The sequence below is a fragment of the Streptomyces sp. CA-111067 genome (assembly GCF_050956065.1).
Lineage (GTDB): Bacteria > Actinomycetota > Actinomycetes > Streptomycetales > Streptomycetaceae > Actinacidiphila.
Genome location: NZ_CP192103.1, coordinates 1,958,032 through 1,981,310, shown reverse-complemented (window position 1 = coordinate 1,981,310; position 23,279 = coordinate 1,958,032). Strand labels below are relative to the sequence as shown.

At 71.7% G+C, this 23,279-nt stretch carries 16 protein-coding genes; 3 read left to right on the top strand and 13 right to left on the bottom strand.

Annotation, left to right across the window (positions count from 1 at the left end):
- Positions 1-35 precede the first annotated feature (35 nt).
- From ACQPW6_RS08625 to ACQPW6_RS08580, 10 genes are all read right to left on the bottom strand, one after another.
- On the bottom strand, positions 36-902 hold the full coding sequence (locus ACQPW6_RS08625; protein WP_433888962.1) for an Fpg/Nei family DNA glycosylase: 867 nt from the start codon (positions 900-902) through the stop codon (positions 36-38).
- 88 nt (positions 903-990) lie between these two features.
- On the bottom strand, positions 991-1,338 hold the full coding sequence (locus ACQPW6_RS08620) for a hypothetical protein (RefSeq protein WP_433888961.1): 348 nt from the start codon (positions 1,336-1,338) through the stop codon (positions 991-993).
- Between the two features lie 105 nt (positions 1,339-1,443).
- Positions 1,444-2,850, bottom strand: a complete 1,407-nt coding sequence (locus ACQPW6_RS08615; RefSeq protein ID WP_433888960.1) for a DUF4331 domain-containing protein — start codon at positions 2,848-2,850, stop codon at positions 1,444-1,446.
- A gap of 149 nt (positions 2,851-2,999) precedes the next feature.
- Positions 3,000-3,323 carry a hypothetical protein gene (locus ACQPW6_RS08610; protein WP_433888959.1) on the bottom strand — a complete coding sequence of 108 codons (324 nt, stop codon included), beginning with the start codon at positions 3,321-3,323 and terminating at the stop codon, positions 3,000-3,002.
- Between the two features lie 732 nt (positions 3,324-4,055).
- Positions 4,056-5,042: an NAD-dependent epimerase/dehydratase family protein gene (locus ACQPW6_RS08605; protein WP_433888958.1), complete on the bottom strand. Its 987-nt coding sequence runs from the start codon at positions 5,040-5,042 to the stop codon at positions 4,056-4,058.
- Between the two features lie 71 nt (positions 5,043-5,113).
- Positions 5,114-6,631, bottom strand: coding sequence for an L-arabinose isomerase (gene araA, locus ACQPW6_RS08600; protein WP_433888957.1), 1,518 nt, complete (start codon positions 6,629-6,631; stop codon positions 5,114-5,116).
- Between the two features lie 5 nt (positions 6,632-6,636).
- Entirely contained in the window at positions 6,637-7,401 is a 765-nt protein-coding gene (locus tag ACQPW6_RS08595; protein ID WP_433888956.1) for an L-ribulose-5-phosphate 4-epimerase, read from the bottom strand.
- A 58-nt stretch (positions 7,402-7,459) separates the two neighbouring features.
- Entirely contained in the window at positions 7,460-9,157 is a 1,698-nt protein-coding gene (gene araB / locus ACQPW6_RS08590) for a ribulokinase (protein WP_433888955.1), read from the bottom strand.
- Positions 9,158-9,266: 109 nt separating this feature from the next.
- Positions 9,267-10,325 carry a LacI family DNA-binding transcriptional regulator gene (locus tag ACQPW6_RS08585; protein ID WP_433888954.1) on the bottom strand — a complete coding sequence of 353 codons (1,059 nt, stop codon included), beginning with the start codon at positions 10,323-10,325 and terminating at the stop codon, positions 9,267-9,269.
- A 92-nt stretch (positions 10,326-10,417) separates the two neighbouring features.
- Positions 10,418-13,138 carry an RICIN domain-containing protein gene (locus ACQPW6_RS08580; protein WP_433888953.1) on the bottom strand — a complete coding sequence of 907 codons (2,721 nt, stop codon included), beginning with the start codon at positions 13,136-13,138 and terminating at the stop codon, positions 10,418-10,420.
- 416 nt (positions 13,139-13,554) lie between these two features.
- Here ACQPW6_RS08580 and ACQPW6_RS08575 point away from each other — a divergent pair, with 416 nt between their 5' ends.
- The 3 genes from ACQPW6_RS08575 to ACQPW6_RS08565 are packed head-to-tail and all read left to right on the top strand — an operon-like array spanning position 13,555 to position 16,489.
- Positions 13,555-14,706, top strand: a complete 1,152-nt coding sequence (locus ACQPW6_RS08575) for a substrate-binding domain-containing protein (RefSeq protein ID WP_433888952.1) — start codon at positions 13,555-13,557, stop codon at positions 14,704-14,706.
- Between the two features lie 8 nt (positions 14,707-14,714).
- The gene (locus ACQPW6_RS08570) at positions 14,715-15,689 is read left to right on the top strand and encodes an ABC transporter permease (RefSeq protein WP_433888951.1); all 975 of its coding nucleotides are present in this window, start codon (positions 14,715-14,717) and stop codon (positions 15,687-15,689) included.
- Entirely contained in the window at positions 15,686-16,489 is an 804-nt protein-coding gene (locus tag ACQPW6_RS08565) for an ATP-binding cassette domain-containing protein (RefSeq protein WP_433888950.1), read from the top strand. The genes ACQPW6_RS08570 and ACQPW6_RS08565 overlap by 4 nt, the downstream gene beginning before the upstream one ends.
- A gap of 127 nt (positions 16,490-16,616) precedes the next feature.
- Here ACQPW6_RS08565 and ACQPW6_RS08560 read toward each other — a convergent pair whose 3' ends face one another.
- The 3 genes from ACQPW6_RS08560 to ACQPW6_RS08550 all read right to left on the bottom strand — a co-directional run bounded on the left by ACQPW6_RS08560 (position 16,617) and on the right by ACQPW6_RS08550 (position 22,356).
- A complete protein-coding gene (locus tag ACQPW6_RS08560; protein WP_433888949.1) occupies positions 16,617-18,878 on the bottom strand; it encodes a glycoside hydrolase family 3 N-terminal domain-containing protein in 2,262 nt (753 codons plus the stop codon).
- Positions 18,879-18,959: 81 nt separating this feature from the next.
- Complete coding sequence (locus ACQPW6_RS08555) at positions 18,960-20,195, bottom strand: GH12 family glycosyl hydrolase domain-containing protein (RefSeq protein ID WP_433888948.1); 1,236 nt, start codon at positions 20,193-20,195, stop codon at positions 18,960-18,962.
- A 292-nt stretch (positions 20,196-20,487) separates the two neighbouring features.
- Positions 20,488-22,356, bottom strand: a complete 1,869-nt coding sequence (locus ACQPW6_RS08550; RefSeq protein WP_433888947.1) for a glycoside hydrolase family 76 protein — start codon at positions 22,354-22,356, stop codon at positions 20,488-20,490.
- Positions 22,357-23,279: the final 923 nt, after the last annotated feature.

The following is a 23,279-nucleotide window of genomic DNA, read 5'->3' as shown; positions in this document are numbered from 1 at the left end:
CCGGCCGCACATCGGCCGGCGACCGGCCGGCGGGGCTACTTGAGCAGCCGGGACATCCGGCGGTCGGCGAGCGGCTTGCCGCCGGTCTGGCAGGTGGGGCAGTACTGGAGCGAGGAGTCGCGATACGAGACCTCGCGGATCGTGTCGCCGCAGACCGGGCACGGCTCGCCCTTGCGGCCGTGCACCCGCAGCCCGCTCTTCTTCTCGGCCTTCAGGTCGCGCAGCGGCAGCCCCAGCGAGCGCTGCACCGCGTCCTCCAGGGTCGTCCCCATCGCCTCGTACAGCCGGGCCACCTCGTCCGCGGACAGCTTGGCGGCCATCTTGAACGGGGACATCTTCGCGGCGTGCAGGATCTCGTCGGAGTACGCGTTGCCGATCCCGGCCAGCACGGTCTGGTCGCGCAGCACGCCCTTGATCTGCCGGCGCTCGGCGGCCAGCAGCCCGGCGAAGTCGTCGAGCGTGACCGTGCCGCCGAGCGGATCGGGCCCGAGGCGGGCGACCCCCGGCACGTCCTGCGGGTCCCGGACGACGTACACGGCCAGGTGCTTCTGCGTGCCGGCCTCGGTCACGTCGAACCCGGTGCCGGCCGGTTCGGCCAGCCGCACCCGCAGCGCCAGCGGCCCCTTGCCCGGCCGCGGCGGCACGTCGGGCAGCTTCTCGCTCCACCGCACCCACCCGGCCCTGGCCAGGTGGATCACCAGATGGACGTCCCCGGCCCGCAGGTCGAGGAACTTCCCGTGCCGCCCGACCTCGTCGAACGCCCGCCCCTCCAGCGCGGTGACCGGCGGGTCGTACGTCTTGAGGGCGTGCACCGCCACGGGATACACCCGCTCCACGGTCCTGCCGACCAGGTGGTCGCCCAGGAACCGGGTCAGCGACTCGACCTCCGGCAGTTCAGGCATGCCACCAGTCTGCCCCGGCCCCGGCCGATCGGGCGAGCCCGGCGGCCGCCGCGCCCCGGCCCCAGGCCGGGCTCAGGACCAGACGGGCTCAGGACCAGTGGTACTCGCTGACCGCGCCGCCGGTGACCGTCACCGTGCCGTGCGGGGTGTCCGCGTCCCGCCAGACGGTGTACTCGGCCGCCTCCAGCGGGGCGATGACCAGGCAGTGGATGGTGCGGTCGGTCAGATGGCGGGGGCGGACCGCGGCGTGGGTGCGGCGGCCCGGGTCGGCGGTCGGGCTGACCTCGATCTCCCGGCCCTCGTGCTCGGCGGCGGTGTGGATGACGACGGCGCCGGTGCTCGCGCCGATGTCGAGGACGACGCTGCCTTCGAGGGAGGGCGCTTCGGTGTGGTGGTGGTGGGGGACGTTGCCCTGGCTGTGGTCGTGGGCTTGCATGGCGTGGCTCCCTTTGCTCCCTTGGCTCGCGGAGCCGGCGGCGGCGCGGGGGCGCCGCCGCCGGCGGTCAGCCGGTCGGGGTGGATCAGGACGGGCCGGGACGGGTCAGGACGCCGGGTGGTGGTAGCCGTCGTACGGCACGCCCAGGTAGGGGAAGTGGTCCAGGTACGGGTTGGTCACGTCGGCCGGGGTCAGCCCGTCGGTGACGAGCGAGGCCGCGCCGTCCGGGGTGTACGTCTTGTCCACCAGCGGCAGCGTGGCACCGGCGATGGCGCGCAGCTCGACGGTGACGACGTCGTCGAACACCCGGCGGCCGTTGGGGAAGCCGGCCGGGTCGCCGCCGATCAGGCCGAGGATGTTCGGCTTGTCCGCCGGCGGCACCGCGGTGTTCAGCCGCAGCATGTCGGCCTGGGTGGTGCCGATGTTGTTCTGGAAGCCCGGCACCACCCCCTTGGGGATGCCGGTGAGCAGGATCGCCAGCAGGTCCGCGCGCGGCTTGCCCGACTTGTTGTACGCGTCCAGCTTCGGGAACACCCCCGGGTAGAGCGTCGGCAGCAGCTTCGCCAGCTCCGGGTGCGCCACCTTGTCGGCGAAGTTCTTGTCGCCGCTGGGCGGCAGCGCGTTCCACTTGTCCTTGGCGCCCAGCGGCACCAGCACCTCGTTGAACAGCGGGTTCCCCAGCCGGGACACCTGCACGAACGGGCCGGTCTCCAGGTCCTCGCCGCGGCCCTTCTCGATCACCTTGGCCTGCCGGCGGCTGGCCGTCGTCCACACGCCGATGGTGGCACGCGGGTCGGTGACGTCCTTGCCGTGCCAGCCGTGGCTGGTCAGGTCGGACACCGGCACCTGGACGGCCAGCGTGTGGACGTTCAGCTCCTTGGTGGTGTTCACGCCGTCCGCGGGCTGGCTGAACACGCTCATGCCGAACTGGTTGTGCAGGTTCTGGAACGGCCGCAGGTTGCCGAGGTCGAAGATCGACCCCAGGTCCACGTAGAAGCCCTCGGCGCGCTGGCCGGCGAAGACCTTGCCGCCGCTGCCGCTCTTGCCGATCGGGTGCACCGCCTGCTGCGCGAGCTTGGCGTAGTCCGGGGTGGACAGCGGGCCGATGTTGCACGGCGGGCAGGCCAGGTCGCGGCCCAGCACCGTACTGCGGCCGCGGGCGTCCACCCGGGTCAGGGTGTAGGTCTGGTAGCGGTTCCAGTTGGGCGAGTCGAGCGTGAGGATCGGCCCGGTGTTGTAGAGGAAGCTGTTCGGCGTCCGCATCCGGGTGGTGAAGCGGAACTGGTAGGTGACGTCGGCGCAGCCGTCGCCGGTGTTGTCGACGTGGATCTCGTAGAGGACGTCGTCGCCGAACTCGTAGAAGTTCGGGCCGCCCGCCGGGTTCTGCAGCGGGATGTAGTTGGCGATCAGGGTGACGGTGCCGGCCTTGTCCGGGCTGACGAACGCGTAGACGTCCGTGCTGTCGGCGACCGGGTCCTTGGAGATCTCCGGTGCTTCGCGGTGGGAGGACATTCAGCGGGCCTCACTGGTTCTGGGGTGGGGGGAGGGTGCGGGTGCCCCTGCGGGGGCTGTGGCGCGGACCGGGGTGCGGGCCGGGGCCGGGGTGGTGGTTCGGGCCGGGCGCGGGGTGGCGGCTCGGGCCGGGGTGTTGCCGGCTGATGTCACCGGGCGTGGCGCAGCAGCGCCGCCGCGAGCTCGCGGTCGGTGACCTGGCGGTGCTGGTCGCCGTGGAAGACGTCCATCTCGCCGGTGGCGGCGTCGGTCACCCGGACGACCAGCGGCTCGTGCGGCAGCCGGGCGGCCTCCCCGGTCCTCGCGGCGGCCTGAGCCGGGGCGGCCTGGGCCGGCGCGGCGGCCGAGGCACTGGTGGCGTTCAGCACGAGTCCGCCGGCGATTCCGGCGGCACCGAGCTGGGCGGCGCCCTTCATCAGCCCGCGGCGGTCCATGCCGGACTCTGACGCGGCCTCGGGGTTCTGTGCAGGCATGATCACTCCTACGCTCATTCGAGTGGGGGCCGGTCGGATTTCCCTGCGGATTGTCCGCCCGGGCAGGCCGGTGCGATCGATCTCCGGAACGGGGAAAAACCACTCCGGTCGGCGGCGATCTGCGGCAGAGGGGAAATCGCGGCCCGGTCGGAGTGAAGTCTTATCACGGTCCGCAGTCAAGGGCCCACGCGCGGCTGAGGGGTCGTCACCTCGACCGCTGGTTCCGCTGCTTCGCGCGTTCTCGCAGTTCAGGACGGTTCGTGTCCGCCACCGGAGTGGATTGTGCGCGCCGCGGGATACGAAGAGAATCCGCACCAATCCGTGCGGTGGGCGGCGACGAATGAGCAGCGGCAGAAGAATCCCCAGGAGGTGGACCGGCCATTCGTACGGGCGTTCGCCAGGCCCGCGGCTTTTCTCGTCGGCTTTCTTTTCCGACCGCAGGAAAAGGGGAGTTCGACCGGGGATGCCGGGGGTCCGGAGAAGCACGGGGTTTTACGGGATCGGCCTGTTACCGGAGGCCGGCCGGCATGAATGCGGACCGGCGATCGCGAGTAGCACTAATGCGGACCGGCGACGGCGATGAGCACGCAAGCGGGCCGGCGCCGGCGATGATCCGCCCCCGTCGGGATTAGCACGCAAGCGGGCCGGCGCCGGCGATGACCCGCCCGCGCCGGCCCGCACCCGCGGGTGCCCGCTCGTCCCGAGCGCCCCGCCTCAGCGTCAGCGTCAACCTCAGCCCAGCGCCGCGAGCAACTCCCGCTCACGTTCCGCGCTGAGCCCGGCCCGGCGCGGCCGGGCCAGTCCCTCGGCGCGCTCCCAGCGGAGCGTGTCCGCCAGGAAGTCCTGTCGGGACCGGTGCCGCAGCCCCGCCGCGAGTGCCGCCGCGCCGGGCCTGGCCGAGTGGCCGGCCCAGTCCGCCCCGTTCACCCACATCGGCAGCGACTCGGGCCCCGCCCACTCGGCGACACCGTTCTCGAGCAGCCACGCCGCGTCCGCCTCGACCACCGGGCCGGTGTGGCCGCCGGCGGAGCGCGACATCTCGATCCACTCGCCGAACGTCACGACCGGCCCGACCGCGTCGAAGATCCCGGTGCGCCCCGCCTCCGCCGCGTCCAGCAGCCAGCCGGCGAGGTCCCGTACGTCGATGACCTGGGTCGGCGCGGCCGACACGGCGGGGACCAGCATCGGCGCCTCCGGCTCGCGGGCGGCCCGGGCCACCCAGTAGCCGGCCCGTCCGCTGCTGTCCCCGGGTCCGCCGATCAGGCCGGCGCGCGCGATGAGCAGGCGGTCGCCGACCGCGGCCGTCGATGCCTGCTCGCAGGCGACCTTCGCCTCGCCGTACGCCGAGGCGTCGACCGTGCTCTCCTCGGCCGGCGGCAGCAGCGCCGTGGACTCGTCCGCGCCCGGCACGACATGCGTCGCGTACGCGCTGACGGAGGAGACGTAGATCCAGTGCCGCGCCCGGTCACCCAGGGCGTCGAGCGCCTCCCGCACGAAGCCCGGCTGCCACGACACCTCGACGACGGCGTCCCACTCGCGGTCGAGCAGCCCCCCGTACGCCCCGGCCTCCCCCCGATCCGCCCCGACCAGCCGCGCCCCCTCGGCGACACCACCGCTCTCCCCGCGCGCCAGGCACGTCACCTCATGCCCGCGCTCGATCGCCTGCCGCGACACTTCCCGCCCCAGCCAAGCCGTCCCGCCCAGTACCAAGATCTCCATCACCCCACCCAACCACCCCGCCCCTCACCCGCCCACCGAGTTCGCCACCAGCGCACCGGCTCCAGGGTCGGCTACAGGCCGCGGGCCAGGCGGTAGTAGGCCTGGTTCCAGCGGATCTCCTGGGTCAGGCGGCGGACCGTGGTGTCCGTGTCGATCGTCAGGAGTTCCGTGCCGAGCATCTCGGCGAGGTCGGTGAGTTCCTCGGTGCCGACCGCTGACGTCAGCGCCGTGTGGTGGGGGCCGCCGGCTGTCAGCCAGGCTTCGGTGGAGGTGCGCAGGTTCGGGACCGGTCTCCAGACCGCGCGGGCCACCGGGAGCCGGGGCAGCGGTTCGAGCGGGGGGACGACGTCGATCTCGTTGGCGACCAGCCGGAAGCGGTCGCCGAGGTCGGCGAGGCCGACCACCACCGCGGGGCCGAGGTTCGCGTCGAAGACCAGCCGGACCGGGTCCTCGCGGCCGCCGATGCCCAGTGGGTGGATCTCGCAGGAGGGGCGGCCGGACGCGATCGAGGGGCAGACCTCCAACATGTGGGCGCCCAGGATGAGTTCGCTGCCCGGTTGCAGGTGGTACGTGTAGTCCTCCATGAAGGACGTTCCGCCCGGCCGGCCGTCGCCCATCACCTTGAGCGCGCGCACGAGCGCCGACGTCTTCCAGTCGCCCTCGCCGCCGAAGCCGTAGCCGTCGGACATCAGCCGCTGCACCGCAAGACCCGGCAACTGCCGCAAACCGCCCAGGTCTTCGAAGTTGGTGGTGAACGCGGCGAACCCGCCCTCGGCGAGGAACGTGCGCAGGCCCATCTCGATGCGGGCCGCGTAGCGCAGCGACTCGTGCCGCTCGCCGCCGGCGGCCAGCTCCGGTGCCAGCCGGTACGCGCCGGCGTACTCCTTGACCAGTTCGGTGACGGCCGCGTCGGGGGCCGAATCCACCACCGCCACCAGGTCGTTGACGCCGTACGTGTTCACCGACACCCCGAAGCGCAGCTGCGCCTCGACCTTGTCCCCCTCGGTGACGGCGACATCGCGCATGTTGTCCCCGAACCTGGCCACCTTCAGAGTGCGCAGGGCGTGGAAGCCGAGCGCGGCCCGCATCCAGTCGTGGACGCGGGAGATGACCGCCGGGTCGGAGACGTGGCCGGCAACCGTCTTGCGGGCCACCCCGATCCGGGACTGGATGTAGCCGAACTCCCGGTCGCCGTGCGCGGCCTGGTTGAGGTTCATGAAGTCCATGTCGATGGTCGACCACGGCAGTTGGACGTGCGCCTGCGTGTGCAGGTGCAGCAGCGGCCGGCGCAGCAGGTCGAGACCCGCGATCCACATCTTCGCCGGCGAGAACGTGTGCATCCACGCGATCAGCCCCACGCAGGACGCCGAGGAGTTCGCGTCGAGCACGGCCCGCGTGATCGCGCCCGCGTCCGTCAGCACCGGCTTCCACACCACCCGCACCGGCGAACCGGGCGCGGCGGCCAGCCGTTCGGCGATCACCCGGGACTGCTCGGCCACCTGGGCGAGCGTCTCCTCGCCGTAGAGCCCCTGGCTGCCGGTGAGGAACCACACTTCGCGCCCGGCCGGCGACGTCCCCGACGATGTCATGGTTTTCAGGCTCCTTCGGCGGACGGTGCTGACGGCGCGGGCGGCGTGGAAGAAGTGGAGGGGGCGGACGGCTGCCGGTCCGAGGACCGCTGGCCGTACACGTTCTGGTAGCGGCCGTAGAGCCGGTCGACGTCCGCCCGCCCGATGGGCAGCGGCGTCCCGAGCTGGCGCGAGATGTGCACGGTACGGGCGACGTCCTCGCACATCACGGCCGCCTTGACCGCCGCCCGCGGATCCTTCCCGATCGTGAAGGCCCCGTGGCTCCTCATCAGCACCGCCGGTGACCGGTGCCCCTTGAGGGTGTCGACGATGCCGCGCCCGATCGAGTCGTCCCCGATCAGCGCGAACGGCCCCACCGGGATCTCCGCGCCGAACTCGTCCGCCATCGCCGTCAGCACGCACGGCACCGGCTCGCCGCGGGCCGCCCACGCGCAGGCGTACGTCGAGTGGGTGTGCACCACGCCCCCGACCTCCGGCATGTGCCGGTACACGTACGCGTGCGCCGCGGTGTCCGACGACGGCGCGAGGTCGCCGTCCACCACCGTGCCGTCCAGGTCGCAGACGATCATGCTGCCGGCCGACAGCCGCTCGTACTCGACGCCGCTGGGCTTGATCACGAACAGGTCGTGGCCCGGCACCCGCCCGGAGACGTTCCCGGCGGTCCACACCACCAGGCCGTAGCGGACCAGCTCCTGGTGGAGGTCGGCCACCTGGTACCGCAGCGAGGCGACCGCGCCGGCGGCCGTCCAGGGCACGGAGTTGCTGCTCATGGCAGGGATACCTCGATCCGATAGGTGAGCGCTAACAAAACGGGGCCGGGCACTCAGGTCATGAGCCGCCGCCCGGGGTTCCCGGGGCTTCGAGCGACGCCGCGGCCCCCGGCGCTCGCAGAGCGCGCAGCCGGTGCATGACCTCGTTCGCACCGCGCCCGAAGTAGTCGTGCAGGGTGCGGTATTCGGCATACAGGGCGTCGTAGGCGGCGGCCCTGGCGGGATCGGGGGAGTAGGCGGCGCGCCGCAGCCGGCCCATCGCCGCCGAGGCGGTACGGATGTCGGGGTACGCGCCGGCCGCCACCGCCGCGTGGATCGCCGCGCCCAGCGCGGGCCCCTGCTCGGAGGCCAGCACGTTCACCGGCCGGTTCAGCACGTCGCTGTAGGTCTGCATCAGGAAGGCGTTCTTCAGCAGCCCGCCGGCCGCGGTGAACTCCGCGACCGGCACCCCGGCCTGCTCGAATGCCTCGATGATCGTGCGGGTGCCGAAGGCGGTCGCCTCGATCAGGGCGCGGTAGACGTCCTCCGGCCGGGTGTCCAGGGTCAGGCCGACGATCGCGCCTGACAGGTGGTGGTCCACGAGCACCGAGCGGTTGCCGCTGTGCCAGTCGAGCGCCACCAGGCCGTGGCCGCCCACCGGTTGGCCGGCCGCCTTCTCGGTCAGCAGCTGGTGCGGGGAGATCCCGCGGCGGCGGGCCTCGGCGGCGTACTCGTGCGGCAGGGCGGTACGCACCGCCCACGCGAAGATGTCGCCGACGCCCGACTGCCCGGCCTCGTAACCCCACAGGCCGGGCACGACGCCGTCGCGCACCACCCCGCACATGCCCGGCACCTCGGCCGGCACGTCGGAGTTCATGATGTGGCAGGTGGACGTGCCCATGATCGCCAGCATGTGCCCGGGGTCCAGCGCCCGCGCGGCGGCGCTGGTGACATGCGCGTCCACGTTGCCGACGGCCACCGGAGTGCCCGCCCGCAGCCCGGTCAGCTCCGCCGCCGCGGCCGTCAACGTGCCTGCTGCAGTGCCCAGTTGGGACAGCGGGTGACCGGTCTTCGCGGTGAGGTCGGCGAAGTCGGGGTGCAGCGAGGCGAGATAGTCCCGGTCGGGGTAACTCCCGTCCTGGAGCATGCCCTTGTAGCCCGCCGTGCACGGATTGCGGCTCTCGGCACCGGTCAGCTGCCAGACGATCCAGTCCGCCGCCTCGATCCAGCGGTCGGCGGCCGCGTAGACCTCCGGGTCCTCGCGCAGCACCTGCAACGCCTTCGCGTACTGCCACTCGCTGGAGATCCGCCCCCCGTACCGGGACAGCCACGGCTGCCCCGACTCCCGAGCCCGGGCCACGATCAGATCCGCCTCCGGCTGCGCCGCGTGGTGCCGCCACAGCTTCGGATACGCGTGCGGCCGGTCGCCGTAGGCGGCGAGCTCGCTCAGCGGCGTGCCGTCCCACGTCGTGGGCAGCACCGTGCACGCGGTGAAGTCGGTCGCGACACCGACCACCTGCTCGGCCCGAACTCCCGCCGCCGCCAGCGCCCGCGGCACCGCGAACCGCAGAACGTCCCGCCAGTCCTGCGGGATCTGCAGCGCCCAGTCCGGCGGCAGCGTCCGACCACCGGGCAGCGCGTGCTCGACGACGCCGTGCTCGTACTCGTGCACGGCGCCGCCCAACTCGGCGCCGTCCGCCACCGATACGACCAGTGCGCGGCCGGAGAGGGTCCCGAAGTCGATGCCCACCGTCACAGCGGGCAGACCGGTCGTCATCGTCGTCCCGTCGTCGTCATGGTCGTCTCCAGAGGGGAAGGCACCGGCCGCGAAGCACGGGCGGCGGTGGCGTTCTGCGGTGTCGCGGCCATCCGGGACGGCAGCGTGCTCAGGACGGTGTCGTGCTGCCGCGCACGATCAACCGCGGTTCCACGACGACGCGTTCGGGCTCGGCGTCCGTCCCGGACTCCAGCCGGCTGACCAGCAGCCGGATGCTCGCCTGCCCGACCGCGGCGAAGTCCTGCCGGACCGTGGTCAGCGGCGGCGCGAAGAACTCGGCCTCGGGAATGTCGTCGAACCCGGCGATCGCGACCTGCCCGGGCACCGAGAGGCCGGCCTCCCGGAAGGCCCGCAGCACGCCCAGCGCCATCTGGTCGTTGGCCACGAACACCGCGCTGACATCAGGCCGCCCGCGCCGGGCCCCGCCCGCCGCGACCCGCCCGGCCAGCTCCTGCCCGGCCCGGTATCCCGACAGCGGGGTCCAGTCGCCCACCAGCGGCGGCGGCACCTCCGCGCCGGCCTCCTCCAGCGTCGCCCGCCAGCCGGCCACCCGCGCCTCGGCCTCCAGCCAGTCCTGCGGCCCGGCCACGTGCCAGACCGTGCGGTGGCCGGCGCCCAGCAGGTGGCCGGTCGCCAGCCGCGCGCCCAGATCCTGGTCCACGGACACGCTCGGCAGCGGCAGCGAGTGCCCGCCCTCGACCGTGACCACCGGGAACGGCAGCCGCAGTTCGGCCAGCGCGGCCACCGCGGCGCGGTGCGGGACTATCACCACGATGCCCTCCACCCCCCAGTCGCTGAGGTGGTCGATGGCCTCCTTCAGCGCGGTGGCCGAGTAGCGCCGCAGCGTCACGGCGGACACCATGTAGCCCTCGTCGCGGGCCGCCTCCTCCAGGCCGAACAGCGTGCTGGCCGGCCCGAACAGCGTCGGGTTGCAGGCCACCACGCCGAGCGTGAGGGTCCGCCGGGTCACCAGCGCCCTGGCCGAGGAGTTGCGCCGGTAGCCCAGCTCGTCGATGGCTCGCAGCACGTCGGTACGCGTGGAGTCCCTGACGTGGGGGTGGTTGCTCAGCACCCGCGAAACGGTCTGGTGCGACACCCCGGCACGCTGCGCGACGTCCGCCATGGTGGGCGCCCGGCGCGGCTCGGCGCTCTGTGCGGTCTGCGACATGGTCCTCCATCCTCGACGCCCATATTGTTAGCGCTCACAGACAAGCGCGTCAAGGACCACCGCAAGAAGACCACGCAGTGGCGCGGACGTCCCTACGTCCACTCCTGGTTGCTGCCTCCGTTGCAGGAGTAGAGCTGCACGGCCGTGCCGTTGGCGGTCGCGGCGCCGCTCACGTCCAGGCACAGCCCGGACTGCACGCCGACGATGGTGCCGTCGGGCTTCGGCGTCCATTTCTGGTTGGCCTGGCCGTTGCACGACCACATGGTCACCACCGTCCCGTTGGTGGTGCCCTGCCCGTACGCGTCCAGGCAGAGCCCGGACTGCACGCCGACGATCGTGCCGTCGGACTTCACCGACCACTGCTGGTTGGCCTGCCCGTTGCAGTCCCAGATGTCGACGGGGGAGCCGTTCACCGTGCCGCCGCCGTAGACGTCCATGCAGCGGCCCGAGCCGACCCCGACGACGGTCTTGCTCGAACCGAGCGAGAACATCTCGCGGGCGTCGGAGAAGAGGGTCGTGCCGTTCTTCGCGGTCTGAAGCGTGAGGTACACCGCGGAGCCGCTGGTCGGCGCGGTGAACGACACCGTGGTCGAGGTGCGCCCGGCCAGCGGCACGTCGAGCGTCGAGCTGCCGGAGCCGATGACCGGTCCGGTCGGCGAGCCGGTGTGCGCCGACCACGAGAACTGCACCGACGTGCCAGAGAGCATGTCGTTGAAGACGGTGACCGTCCGGGACACCGCCTGCCCGTACTGCAGCGAGACGCCACCGCCCGGCACCGGGTAGTCGCCGGCGTCGTCCGAGGCGCCGTTCGCGTTCCAGTAGGGCAGGTCGGCCGCGAGCAGCGGGTTGAACGCCGCCTGGATCAGGGTGATCTGCGGGTTCGTCCACGGGCTCGGCAGGTTGTTCGCGCCGTAGAGCGGGGCCCGGCCCTCCTCGGTGGTGAAGTCCGTGGTGGACACGCCCGGCACGAAGCCCGCCCAGCCCGACAGCAGCGTGTACGGGCGCAGGTCGGCCCCGCCCTTCCCGCGCTTGCCGACCGTCGAGGTGGCGAAGTAGGTGAAGCCCTTGCGGGTGCTGCCGGCCGGCCAGACGTACTCGCCCTCACCGTTCGGATACGCCGTGCTGGACGGGAGGTTGGTGCCGTAGGTGCTGAACCCGTCGAGGTAGTGCGGGATGCCGTCGAACTGGGTGTAGCCGTTGGCCGGCGTCATGTCCGGGTACTGCGAGGGGTTCTCGCCGTCCACGATGATCGGCCGGGTCGGGTCGATCGCGCGGATCGCGTGGAACAGGTCCTCTTCGAACTGCTGTGAATCCGTGCTGGAGATGACCCCCTCGTTGGACTGGCTCCACTCGATCACCGACGCGTGGTTGCGGTCCCGCATGGCCAGGTTCTGCACCTCGCCGACCATGTTCGCCCTGCCGTTGACGAAGTCCTCGGCACCGTTGGACCCGCGGATCGCGGACTCGTCGATCACCATCATGCCCATCTCGTCCAGCACGTCGAGCATGTACGGCGACGCGGTCTCCTGGTGCAGGCGGACCACGTTGTAGTTCAGGTGCTGGTAGTTGTCGACCGCCGCCGGCCAGCCGCCGTTGCCGTTCGCCGGGGGCAGGAAGCCGGGCAGCGTGTCGTACGCGTCGCCGACTCCGCCGTTGTCGATCCCGTCGTAGTCCGCGCCCTGGAGGTCGTCACCCCGCAGGTTGATGGGTACGCCGTTGAGGTAGTAGTGGGTCTGGTTCGCCGGCTGGGTGAACTGCCGGAACCCGAAAAGGGTGTTGACGGACTGCGTCTGCGATCCGCTGCTCGCCGTCACCGTCAGGATGTGCAGGCGCGCCTTGTAGCCCGGCGAGTACGGCACGTTGGGCCACCAGTACGAGGCCGGCCCCGCCGTCCACGGCAGCGGGCCGATCGTCACCGTCGAGGACGAGTGCGCCGCCACCGTCACCGACTTCGCCGGCACGCCCGGGTAGGGGAACGAGGAACCGTTCCAGGAGGAGAAGCCGCCGTTCAGCGCCACCGTCCGGGAGGCCCCGCTGACGTTCTTCACCGTCACCTGGTAGGTCACCGTGCTGTCGGCGACCGAGGTCTGTACGAACGTGTTGCTGACGTACGCGCTCGGATACACCCGCAGGTACACCGAGCGGTAGATGCCCTCCGGGATGTCCTTCGTCCAACTCGCCGCCTCCGGCACCAGATACAGGCCGTTGCTGCCCTTCAGCGCGTCCCGGCCCTTGATGTCGAGCGAGATCGTGTAGGTGTTGCCCGCCGAGACGTACGGCGTCAGATCGAAACTCGTCGGCTTGAACGAGGTCGTGGTGGTGCCGACCGTCGTGGAGCCGATCTTCAGCGTCGCCTGGAAGTTCACCGCGCCGAGCGCGAGGATCACCGCGTTGCCCGCCGCGGACGCCGGGATCGTGATCGACCGCGCGTAGACGGCCTCGGTGGTGGAGGTGAAGCCCTGCTTCACCCAGCCGCCGCCCGGCACCTGGATCGAGGTGGCCGGAGCGGCCGGCGACACCGGCGTGAACGACCACGCCCCGGACAGGTCGACGGTGCTCAGCGCGCCGTCATCGGCCACCGCGTAGCCGTCGGTGGGCGCGGCACCCACGGCCTGCGCCGCCCGCGGCGAAGCCGGGGCCGATGCCGATGCCGATGCCGGAGCTGGTGCCTGCGGTGCCGATGCCGGGGCTGACGATGCCAGTGCGGCCTGCGAGGCCGACGCGGCACCGAACAGCACCGCCGTCGCCACCACGATCAGGCTCGTCAGCACCCGGGCATGCCGGCGCCGATGGTAGAAGACAGGCTCTCTCATCTGCGGACCTCCTGGGAAAGTGAGCGCTAACACTGAGCGCGGCTCCCAAAGAGGCGATGTCGTCACAGGAGTTGCACGTGACCCCGCCGGGAGCAGTCACACAGTGGAGGCCGTCTGAGGCACTGTCAAGACGGCCGGCCGATTTCCTGTGAGCGCTATCGCGACCTGTCGGCCCCGGCCGAATCCTCGCCGTCTCGGACAGATCCCTTGACGCGACCCCGGGGCGCGGGGAGGATCTGGCCATACCTCCACGGCCGGGACGGGTGCTGTTCGCGGCTGCGGCGTTAGCGCTAACAGCAGAGCCGAGTGCCCGCCGGCAGGCAGAAATGCGCCGTCGGGAACGTGCTGTTAGCGCTAACACTCACCACTCGACAGCCCCCGGCAACCACATAGCGCGAGAGATACGGAGCCACACCATGAGCGCTCTCCACGACGGCACCGCGGCAGGGCCGGCCGGTGAGCCGGCCGCACCGGACGAAGGGATGTCCAGACGCAGGGCTCTGAGCTGGGCCGGTGCCGGAGGCGGGCTGGTCGCGGCCAGCGCGCTGCTGTCGGCCTGCACCAAGAGCAATGACTCCGGAACGAAGTCGGCCGGCGGCAGCGTCGGCGACTTCCCCGCCACCCCGAAGTGGAAGTTCGTCTTCGTCAACCACGTCACCACCAACTCCTTCTTCACCCCGACCCGTTACGGCCTGGCCGACGCCGCCGCCGCGCTCGGACTGCCCACCCCGCAGTGGACGGGCTCCGAGACCGGCGGCGTCTCCCAGATGGTCAGCGCCATGGACACCGCCATCAACGGCGGCGCCGCCGGCATCGCCATCGCGCTGACCGACAACAACGCCTTCGTCGCACCGACCAAGCGCGCGCTCGCCAAGGGCATCCCGGTGGTCGCCTACAACGCCACCGCCCCCGGCAACTACCCGCTCACCTACGTCGGCCAGGACCTCTACCAGTCCGGCTACCAGATGGGGAAGCGCATCGCGCAGGACGTGACCTCCGGCCAGATCCTGGTCGGCATCTCCCAGCCGGGCGGCAACAACGTGCAGCCCAGGCTCGACGGCCTCAAGGCCGCACTCAAGGAGTCCGCGCCCTCGGTGCAGGTGACCTCGGTCAACACCGGTGCCGCGCAGGCCGGCGAGCTGAACGCGATGACCGCCGCGTACAGCGGGCACAGCGGCGCCAAGGGCCTGTACGCGGTGGACGCGGGCAGCACCGCGGGCATCGCCCAGCTGATCACCCGCCGCGGGCTGACGGGCAAGGTGCACGCCGGCGGCTACGACACCCTCACCGACACCGTCAACGGGGTGAAGTCCGGCGCCCTGGACTTCACCATCGACCAGTCGGCCTACCTCCAGGGCTTCCTGCCGGTGCTCTACCTCTACCTGTACCGGCTGTCCGGCACGCTCGTGGTGCCGCCGAGCACCGACACCGGGCTCACCTTCGTCACCAAGGCCAACGCCGGGCTCTACGCCACCGCCGACAGCCGCTTCGAAGGCGGGAAGAGCAAGAAGCTGATCACGATGCCCTCCGCCATCCCGTTGCCGCCGGCCACGGCCGTCACCCTGTGAGGACGGACATGCCAGGAAAGGACCTCGCGGCCGTCGTCGGCCGCGGGCTGATACGCCGCAGGGAGCTGAGCATCCTGGTGGTGTGCGTCGCCGCCGGGATCTACTTCGCGGCCACCGGCTCCGGCTTCACCAGCACCGAGAACTACCACACCATCGCCCAGTTCGTGGCGCCGTGGATCATCATCGGCGCCGGCGAGGTGATGCTGCTGATCTGCGGCCAGATCGACCTGTCGGCCGGATTCGTGTTCACCCTGACGCCGTTCATCCTGACCTCGTTCACCGACGACGGGATGCCGCTGCTGCTCGCCATCATCTGCGCGGTGCTGGTCAGTTCGCTGGTCGGGGTGGTCAACGGGCTCATCCACACGGTGTTCAACCTGGCCTCGTTCATCGTCACCCTCGGCATGGCCTTCTTCCTCGAAGGCATGTCGCTGATCGCGTCGGACGCCCAGCCGGAGGCGGCGCCCGCCAGCGGCTGGGTGGCGCACGCGTTCGGGCTGTCCCGCTGGTCGGAGCTGATCTGGGCGCTGGTGATCGTGGCGGTGATGCAGGCGCTGCTGACCACCACCAGGTTCGGTGTCAACACCCAGGCGGTGGGCAGCAATCCGACCGGCTCGGCCGAGTCGGGCATCCGGATCAACCGGATCAAGATCGTGAACTTCGCGCTGTGCAGCGGCCTGGCCGGGCTCGGCGGCATCCTGGACGGCATCAGGGTCGGCTCGTTCGACCCGACCAACGGCGGCAACGAGACGATGTTCCTGGCCGTCGCCTCGGCGGTGATCGGCGGAACCGCGCTGCTCGGCGGGTCGGGCACCATCCTGGGCGCGCTGCTCGGCGCCCTGCTGCTCGGCATCGTCTACGACGGGTTCAACCTCACCGGCGTCAACGCCAACGCCTTCGACGTCGTGCTCGGCATCGCGATCATCGCCGCCATGCTGCTGAACGTCTATCTCGGCAAGCTGCGCGGAAGGGTCGGCCGATGACCACGCACGGAAAGGGCGCCCCCGCCGCTGCCGGAGCCGACCCGCTCGACTCCGCGCCCGACGTGATCCGGGTCGAGCACATCAGCAAGAGGTTCGGCGCGGTGCAGGCGCTCACCGACATCAACCTGCACGTGCGGCGCGGCGAGATCCTCGGGCTGATCGGCGACAACGGGGCCGGAAAGTCCACCCTCATCAAGACGCTGACCGGTTTCCACCGGCCCGACGAGGGCGTGCTGCTGTTCGAGGGGCAGCGGACGGTGCTGCGGTCGGTCGTCCACGCCAGGTCGCTGGGCGTCGAGACCGTCTTCCAGGACCTGGCGATGATCAACGACCTGCCCGTGTACCTCAACCTCTTCCTCAACCGCGAACTGACCCACCGCCCGCTGCCGTTCCTCAAGCGGGCGGAGATGCGCCGCCGCGCCCGCGAGGCGCTGGACTCCATCGGCATCACCATCCCCTCGGTCGACACCGAGGTCGGCCGGCTCTCCGGCGGGCAGCGGCAGGCGATCGCGGTGGCCAGGTCGGTGTACTCGGAGACCACCAGACTCCTGCTGCTGGACGAGCCGCTGGCCGCCATGGGCGCCAAGGAGGGCGGCCAGATCCTCCGGCTGCTGAGCCGGCTCAAGGAGCGCGGTGACATCGCGATCATCCTGATCGCCCACAACTACGCCCAGGTCGTGGACATCTGCGACCGGGTGAACCTGCTCCAGCACGGCGAGATCACCTTCGACCGCGCGTCGAAGGACACCTCGGTCAGCGAACTTCTGGAGCTGGTGCACGCCGAGTACCGGACGGTGTGACCCGGTCCGGGTCGGCGCGTTCGGCCCCGGTGCCCCGGCCGTGGGGGCGGGACACCGGGGCCGCACGCGGCAGTTGGCGGCCACCGCCCGGAGCGGTGGCGCTGCTACCGGTCGGCGCGGTGGGCGGCTACCGGTTGAACTGGAGCCAGTTGAGGTTGACGAAGTCCGCGCCGCCGTTCGCGGTGAAGGTGGCGTAGAGCGTGTGCTTGCCCGTCGCCGTCCCGGTCAGACTGGTCGTGGTACTGGTCCAGTTCTGCCAGCCGCCGGTGCCGGACACGGGAACGGCGGCGATGACCGGCCCCGTGGTGCTGTCCAGCCGGTACTGGACGGTGCCGGTCCCGGTGGCGGCGGAGGCCAGCCGGGTGGTCACCGAGACCGCGCCGGGCGAGCCGAAGTCCACGTTCCCGTAGGCCAGCCAGTCACCGGGCGCGATGTAGCCGACGTCCTGACCGCCGCCGGTGTCCGTGGTGGCCTCGGTCTGCGTGCCCGACTGCGAGGTGTATGCCTCCGCCTGCGTCACCGCGTAGGCGTTGGTGCCGGGCGACGAGCCGTAGGTGAGCCCGTAGCCGAACGGGAACAGGGGCGTCTTGCCGTCCCCGTCGTTGATCGGCTGCTGGCCGGCCGACTGCATCCAGGTGCTGGGCAGCTTGCCGGTCGGCGCGTAGTCGCCGAAGAGCACATCGGACACGCCGTTGCCCTCGGTGCCCGGCAGCCAGGACTCCAGCAGCGCGCTCCAGCCGGGCAGTTGGGCCGCGATGTCCAGCGGGCGCCCGGAGACGAGCACGACGACCACGGGCACCCCGGACGCCTTGAGGGTGTTCAGGGTCGCCAGGTCGGTGCTGTCCAGGCCCATCGAGCCCGGCCGGTCGCCGGAGCCCTCGGCGTACGGTGTCTCGCCGATCACCGCGACGGCCGCCTTGTAGGAGCTGTCGATGCCGGAGCCGTTGGCGTTGTACGTGACGGTGCTGCCGGAGCCTGCCTCGGACCTGATGCCCTGCAGGATCGTCGTACCCGGAGTGGTGTTGCCGCTGCCGCCCTGCCAGGAGATCGTCCAACCGCCGGACTGGTAGCCGATGTTGTCGGCGCTCTTGCCGGCCACGAAGATCTTGTTGCCGGTCTTGGCCAGCGGCAGGACGTTCCCGCTGTTCTTCAGCAGCACCTGCGACTCGCGCACCGCCTGCCGGGCGATGGCCCGGTGCGCGGCGCTGCCGACCGTCGGGGTGAAGCTGCGGTCGGTCAACGGCTTCTCGAACAGGCCGAGTTCGAACTTCTTGGTGAGGATCCGCCGGTTGGCGTCGTCGATCCGCGACATCGGCACGTGGCCGTTGTTCACCTCGCCGCGCAGGGTGCTGATGAACTGCTTCCAGTCGGTCGGCACCATGACCATGTCGATCCCGGCGTTGACCGCCGTACTGACGTCGGTCGCGGAGAACCCGGGCTGGCCGTCGATGTCGTCGATGCCGTTCCAGTCGGAGACGACGAAGCCGGAGAAGCCGAGTTCGCCCTTGAGCAGGTCGGTGATCAGGTAGTGGTTGCCGTGGTCCCTGACCCCGTTCCAGCTGTTGTAGGAGATCATCACCGAGCCGACGCCGCGGCGGACGGCCTCCTGGAACGGCGGCAGGTGGATCGCCCGCAGATCGGCCTCGCTGAGCGTGGCGTTGCCGGTGTTCACGCCGTTGTCGGTGCCGCCGTCGGCGATGTAGTGCTTGGCGGTGGCCAGGATCGAGCCGGGCGCGTCGAGGGTGCTGCCCTGCAGGCCGGTGATGTAGGTGGCCATCGAGGTCGGCACCTCGGGCTTCTCACCGAAGGACTCGTACGTGCGGCCCCACCGGTCGTTGCGCGCCACGCACAGGCACGGCGAGAAGTCCCAGTCCACGCCGGTGCCCGAGACCTCCTCCGCGGTGGCCCGGCCGATCTGCTGCACCAGCGCCGGGTCGCGGGTGGCGCCCAGGCCGATGTTGTGCGGGAAGATCGTCGCGCCGTACACGTTGTTGTCGCCGTGCACCGCGTCCACGCCGTAGATCATCGGGATGCCGAGCCGGTTCTGCAGCGCGGCCTGCTGGAAGCCGTCGTACATGTTCGCCCAGGACGTGGCGTTGTTGGGCGAGGGTGCCGAGCCGCCGCCGGACAGGACGGAGCCGAGGCTGTAACTGGTGAGGTCGGCGTTGCTGACCGAGGCCCGTTCGCCCTGGGTCATCTGGCCGATCTTCTCGTCCAGCGTCATCCGCGAGAGCAGGTCGTTCACCCGGGTCGCCACCGGCAGGGTGGGGTCGCGGTAGGGCTCGCCGGCCGCGTGCGCCGGATGGACCTGGAGGCCGGCCACGGTCGCGGCGGTCACCAGGAGCAGCGCCGCCGCGGTACGTGGGACCTTGAGCAGGGTTGATCGCACAGCAATCTCCTGTTTGTGGGGGGGTGTGAGATCGTGCGGTTGTGCTACTTGTGGGGGGTGGTGCGGTCGGACGGGCGGCCCTCAAGCAGGCAGCGTCCAGGACTGGTTGGCGCTTCCCGCGCAGTCCCAGAGCTGCAGCCGGGTGCCGTTGGCGGAGCTGTTGCCCGACGCGTCCAGGCAGCGCCCCGAAGCCGGGTTGCGCAGCGAGTTGTTCGCGCCGGCGACCCACTGCTGGGCGCCCGAGCCGTTGCAGTCGTAGAGCTGGACCGGCGTTCCGTCGGCGGTGCCGGCGCCGGTGACGTCCATGCACTTGCCGAGGGCTTGCAGGGTGCCGCCGGTGCCGACGGTCCACTGCTGGGCGCCGGTGCCGTTGCAGTCGTAGAGCTGGATCGCGGTGCCGTTCGCGGTGCCGGCCGCTTGCACGTCCACGCACTTGCCGCCGAAGCCGGTGATCTGGCCGGTGTGGCCGGTCCCGGTGCCGGTGCCGGTGCCCGCAGTGGCGTTGAACGAGAAGGAGTTGGTGGCCAGGCCCTGGCCGCCCTGCCAGATCTCGAAGCCCGCCTCGGCGTCGATGAGATACGCGTTCGCGCCCGTCGTGCCGCGGCTGACGGAGTCGTTGATCATCGCCTTGACGTCGAGGTTGCTGACCGAGGTGCCGCCGCCGCGCAGCACATAGGAGACGATGTTCCAGGCCGCCTGCCGGCCGGTGTACACGTCCCAACTCAGGCCCGCGATGGTCGCGGTGGCCGTCTTGGAGCCGAACGGGGCAACCCCGCCACGGCTGTTGAGCCAGATCATGATCTCGCTGTCGTTCGGCTGCCCGCCGGTGGTCGGCGCGGAGTTGGTCCACAGGTCGTAGGCCACGTCGTACGCGCCGCTGGCCGGCTGCACGGTGGACCAGGACGAGGTGGCGCTCGCGAGCTTGCTGACCTGGATCGGCAGATTGCTGTTCGTGGTGCACGCGCCCCAGTGGCAGCCCTTGTAGATCGACGGGTACGTGGCGGGGGCGCCGCCGCTGAGGTTGAAGTTCGCGGTGCTCACCGACCACGCGGTGCCGGTGGTGGCGGTGACGCACTGCGGCGCGCTGGAGTTCCACTCGTTGTTCTGCAGGGTGTACTCGCCGCCGGCCAGGCTGACCGAGCCCTGCGGCTGGCAGTTGGTGACGGCGGCGGGGCTCGCCGGCGCGGCCGTGGCCTGCGCGGTGAGGCCGGGGACGAGGGCGAGAGCGACGGCGGCGAGGACGCCGCCGAGGGTCGAGACGGCCCTCGCGGCGCGGGCCCGAGAACGTTTCCGGTTGTGGTGCGGTCGGCGCGTCATGAACGGGTTCCTTTCGGTTGGCAGCCCGCCTCCGTGGCCGTGCGAGCCCGCGAGAGCTCGCGGAGAGCCTGTGAGAGCGCTCCCATAACGGGCCGTACCCGGGCTCTCACCGCGAAGGGGGAGGAGGCTGGAGCCATGCGACAGGTGGTGGGGGGTGTCGTCCGCCCGGAGTGGCCGGTAGGCGGCCGGACAGACTGTGTGCTGGCTGTACCACCAGATATGAAGGCAGACGCGGCGCCGCGATGTCAATAGGTCTGGACCAATGGGGAGGTGAGCGCGGGTGCCGGCCCCGTCACGGTGCCGCCAGCAGCGCGCTGAGCGCCGACGCCTGGGTGCGCCAGTCCCGGACGTTGGGATGCGCGGCCGGATCGGCGCCCGCCCACCGCTCGCCGAGCCGTACGAGGCTGTCCCGGTCGGCGTTCCAGACGCTGTCGGCCTGGGTGCGGGCGAAGGCGGCATAGGCGCCGCCGGTCGCGGAGTTGAGATCATCGAGGTAGCGCATGAAGACGCCCTTGAACTGCTTGGCGTTGTCGTCGCAGCTCGCGTCCACGGTGTCGCAGGACTCGGTCAGCACCCCGCCGGACACCAGCGCGGGCGAGACCGTGGCGGCGTCGGCCAGCCGCCGGGCGGTGCTGAGCGCGGCGCTGTCGCCGGTGGCCCGCCAGACCTCGACGGCCGCGCCGATCGTCAGTCCCTGGTTGTAACTCCACACCGTCTGGCCGTTGTTGGCGCACGAGCCGGTCAGGCCGTCGTTCACGAGCCCGGAGGCGTTGATCAGGCCGCTGTGCTGGAACCAGGTCCACGCCGTGGTCGCCCGGCCGAGCCACTGGGTGTCGCCGGCGATCCGGTTGTGCAGCGCCGCCGTGAGCCGCACCCAGAGGGCGTTGGTCACCGCGTTCTTGTAGGTACGCTCCCGGTCCCACCACACGCCGCCACCGCACGTGCCGGTGTCCCACAAGCCGTTGACGTAACTCGCGATCGTCACCGCCTCGTTGAGGTACGTGGCGTCGTGGGTGAGGTCGTACGCGTCGATCCAGGCCAGTGCCCACCACTCGGAGTCGTCGGTGGCCCGGCTGATGAAGTCGCCGTCGATCGGGTCCGAACTGCGCGCGCCGGCCGGGAAAGCGGCCTTGTCCACCTGGAAGGTGCGGCCGACGACCCAGGCGTAGCGGGTGTCGCCGGTCTCGCGCATGTAGTCCACGACGGTGCTCAGCGCCACCGCCGAGTTCCACCAACTCGACGGCCAGTAGGCGGTGTTCGGGTCGTAGGAGTACATCAGCGCGTCGGCCGCCGCGGCGGCCCTGCTGGTGGCCGGCCGGGCCCAGGCCGTACAGCTGCCGTTCGCGCCCTCCACCGCCCGGCCGCACGCGCGGACCGCGCCGCCGTACAACTTGCCCAGCGGATCAGAGGTGTTGAACCGGGCGGTGCGGGTGCCGGTCGCGCCGGACGGCACGCTGGTGCGGCCGAGCGATGAGCCGTCCGGCCAGCTCGCCCCGCCGTTCCAGGACCGGTCGAGCCACACCTCGTCGCCCGCGGTGCCGCCGGCCGCCGTCGCCCAGGCCATTCCCGAACTGTCGGTGTGCAGCGCGAAGGTGCGCCCGTTCAGCGTGGCCGGCGGCACCGGCTGGGAGTCGCCCGCGGCCGTCCCCGCACCGTCGCAGGCGGTCGCGCAGACGGCCGTCCTGGCCCAGGAGGTGCAGGCCACGCCCTGCGCGTCGGCGCAGGCCCGCAGCAGTCCGCGGCGGTGGCCGGCCGGGTCGTAGAGGTTGTACATCAGGGTGCGGGTGCCGGTCCACGAGGCCGGGACGGCGGCCTTGCCGAGCAGCCCGTCCCAGGTGGCGCCGCCGTCCCAGGAGCGGTCGAGCCAGACGGAGTCGTTCACGACAGCGTTGTCGACGCTGGCCCAGGCCATCCCGTCGATGTCGTCGACGTGCAATTGGAGCTGGCGGCCGTTGACGGTGACGGTCGGCACCGGGAAGGTCTCCGCGCCGGCGCGGGAGGGGTCGAGGGTGTCGCAGGAGAGGGCGCAGACGGGGGTGGCGGCGGCGGGGCGGGCGGCGTGGGGTGACGGGGGCGCGGCTGAGGCGGTGGCCCCGGCGGCCCCGGCGGTCAGCGTCGTGACGAGCACGAGCAGGACGCACCACCTAGCGGTTCTGCGCACCGGGGTCTCCCTCCAGGGGCGTGGCCCACCCGGCGGATCCTGTCCGCGGCCCGGCGGGGGCGGGGGGTGGGCCGGCGTGAGAGTTACGCTGTCATGTCCATCTCACATTAGAGGCGGTGTCGCAGCCGCTGGCAAGAGCGCCTGCGGTTGTCCGCGGTGATGCGCCCTTCGGCGGCCGCTTGCCGCGGGTTCGCGCAGCACCCGGCCGGGGCGCGCGGGACCAGAGCGCGGGCATCAGGCTGGTCGCGCAGCTCCTCGCGCCCCTGAAAGCCGTGCCTGGCCGGGGACAATCGGCCGGGCGAGCCCCAAAGGGGCGCGGGGAACTGCGCCACCAGCCCCCACCGGGCCCGCGGGCCGGGAACCGGCCGGGCCACCCCACCGGGGCCGGTGGGGGCGGTGCGGTGGGCCGCCGGGAGGTTGATGGTCGGCTGGCGGGCAGCAGGTGCGTGTTGAGACTGGCCGGGGGGTTACCGGCGATGCCGGTCTTCGTGGCCGCTGCGACGACTCCGGGTTCGCGCCCCGGCTACGTCAGCCGGACTCGGTGAGCCGGTGGGGGCGGCACGTGCGCGGGCGGGGTGGTCGACCGGGAGGCCGACGGTTGGCTCGCCGAGGCTGGTCGGGGCTGCTCGCGACGCCGATTCTCCTTGGCGCCGCTGCCGCGCCGGGGCCGAGCGCCGACGTCGTCGGCCGGGCCCGGGGGGCGCCTCGTGCGCGGCCGCACGACAGGCAGGGCTTGGGCTCGTGTTCCTTGGCGCGCCGGCCTTCGCTGACGGGTTTCTGACCGGGCTTGCGGCGAGCGATGAGTTCGGGGGGCGGATCAGGTCTTCCCTGGCATGACTCGACTCATTGCTGGCCTCTCCGTCGCGCTCGACGGCCTCGTCACCGGCCCCGGCCCGGGCGGGGACGCCCCGCACAAGTCCGAC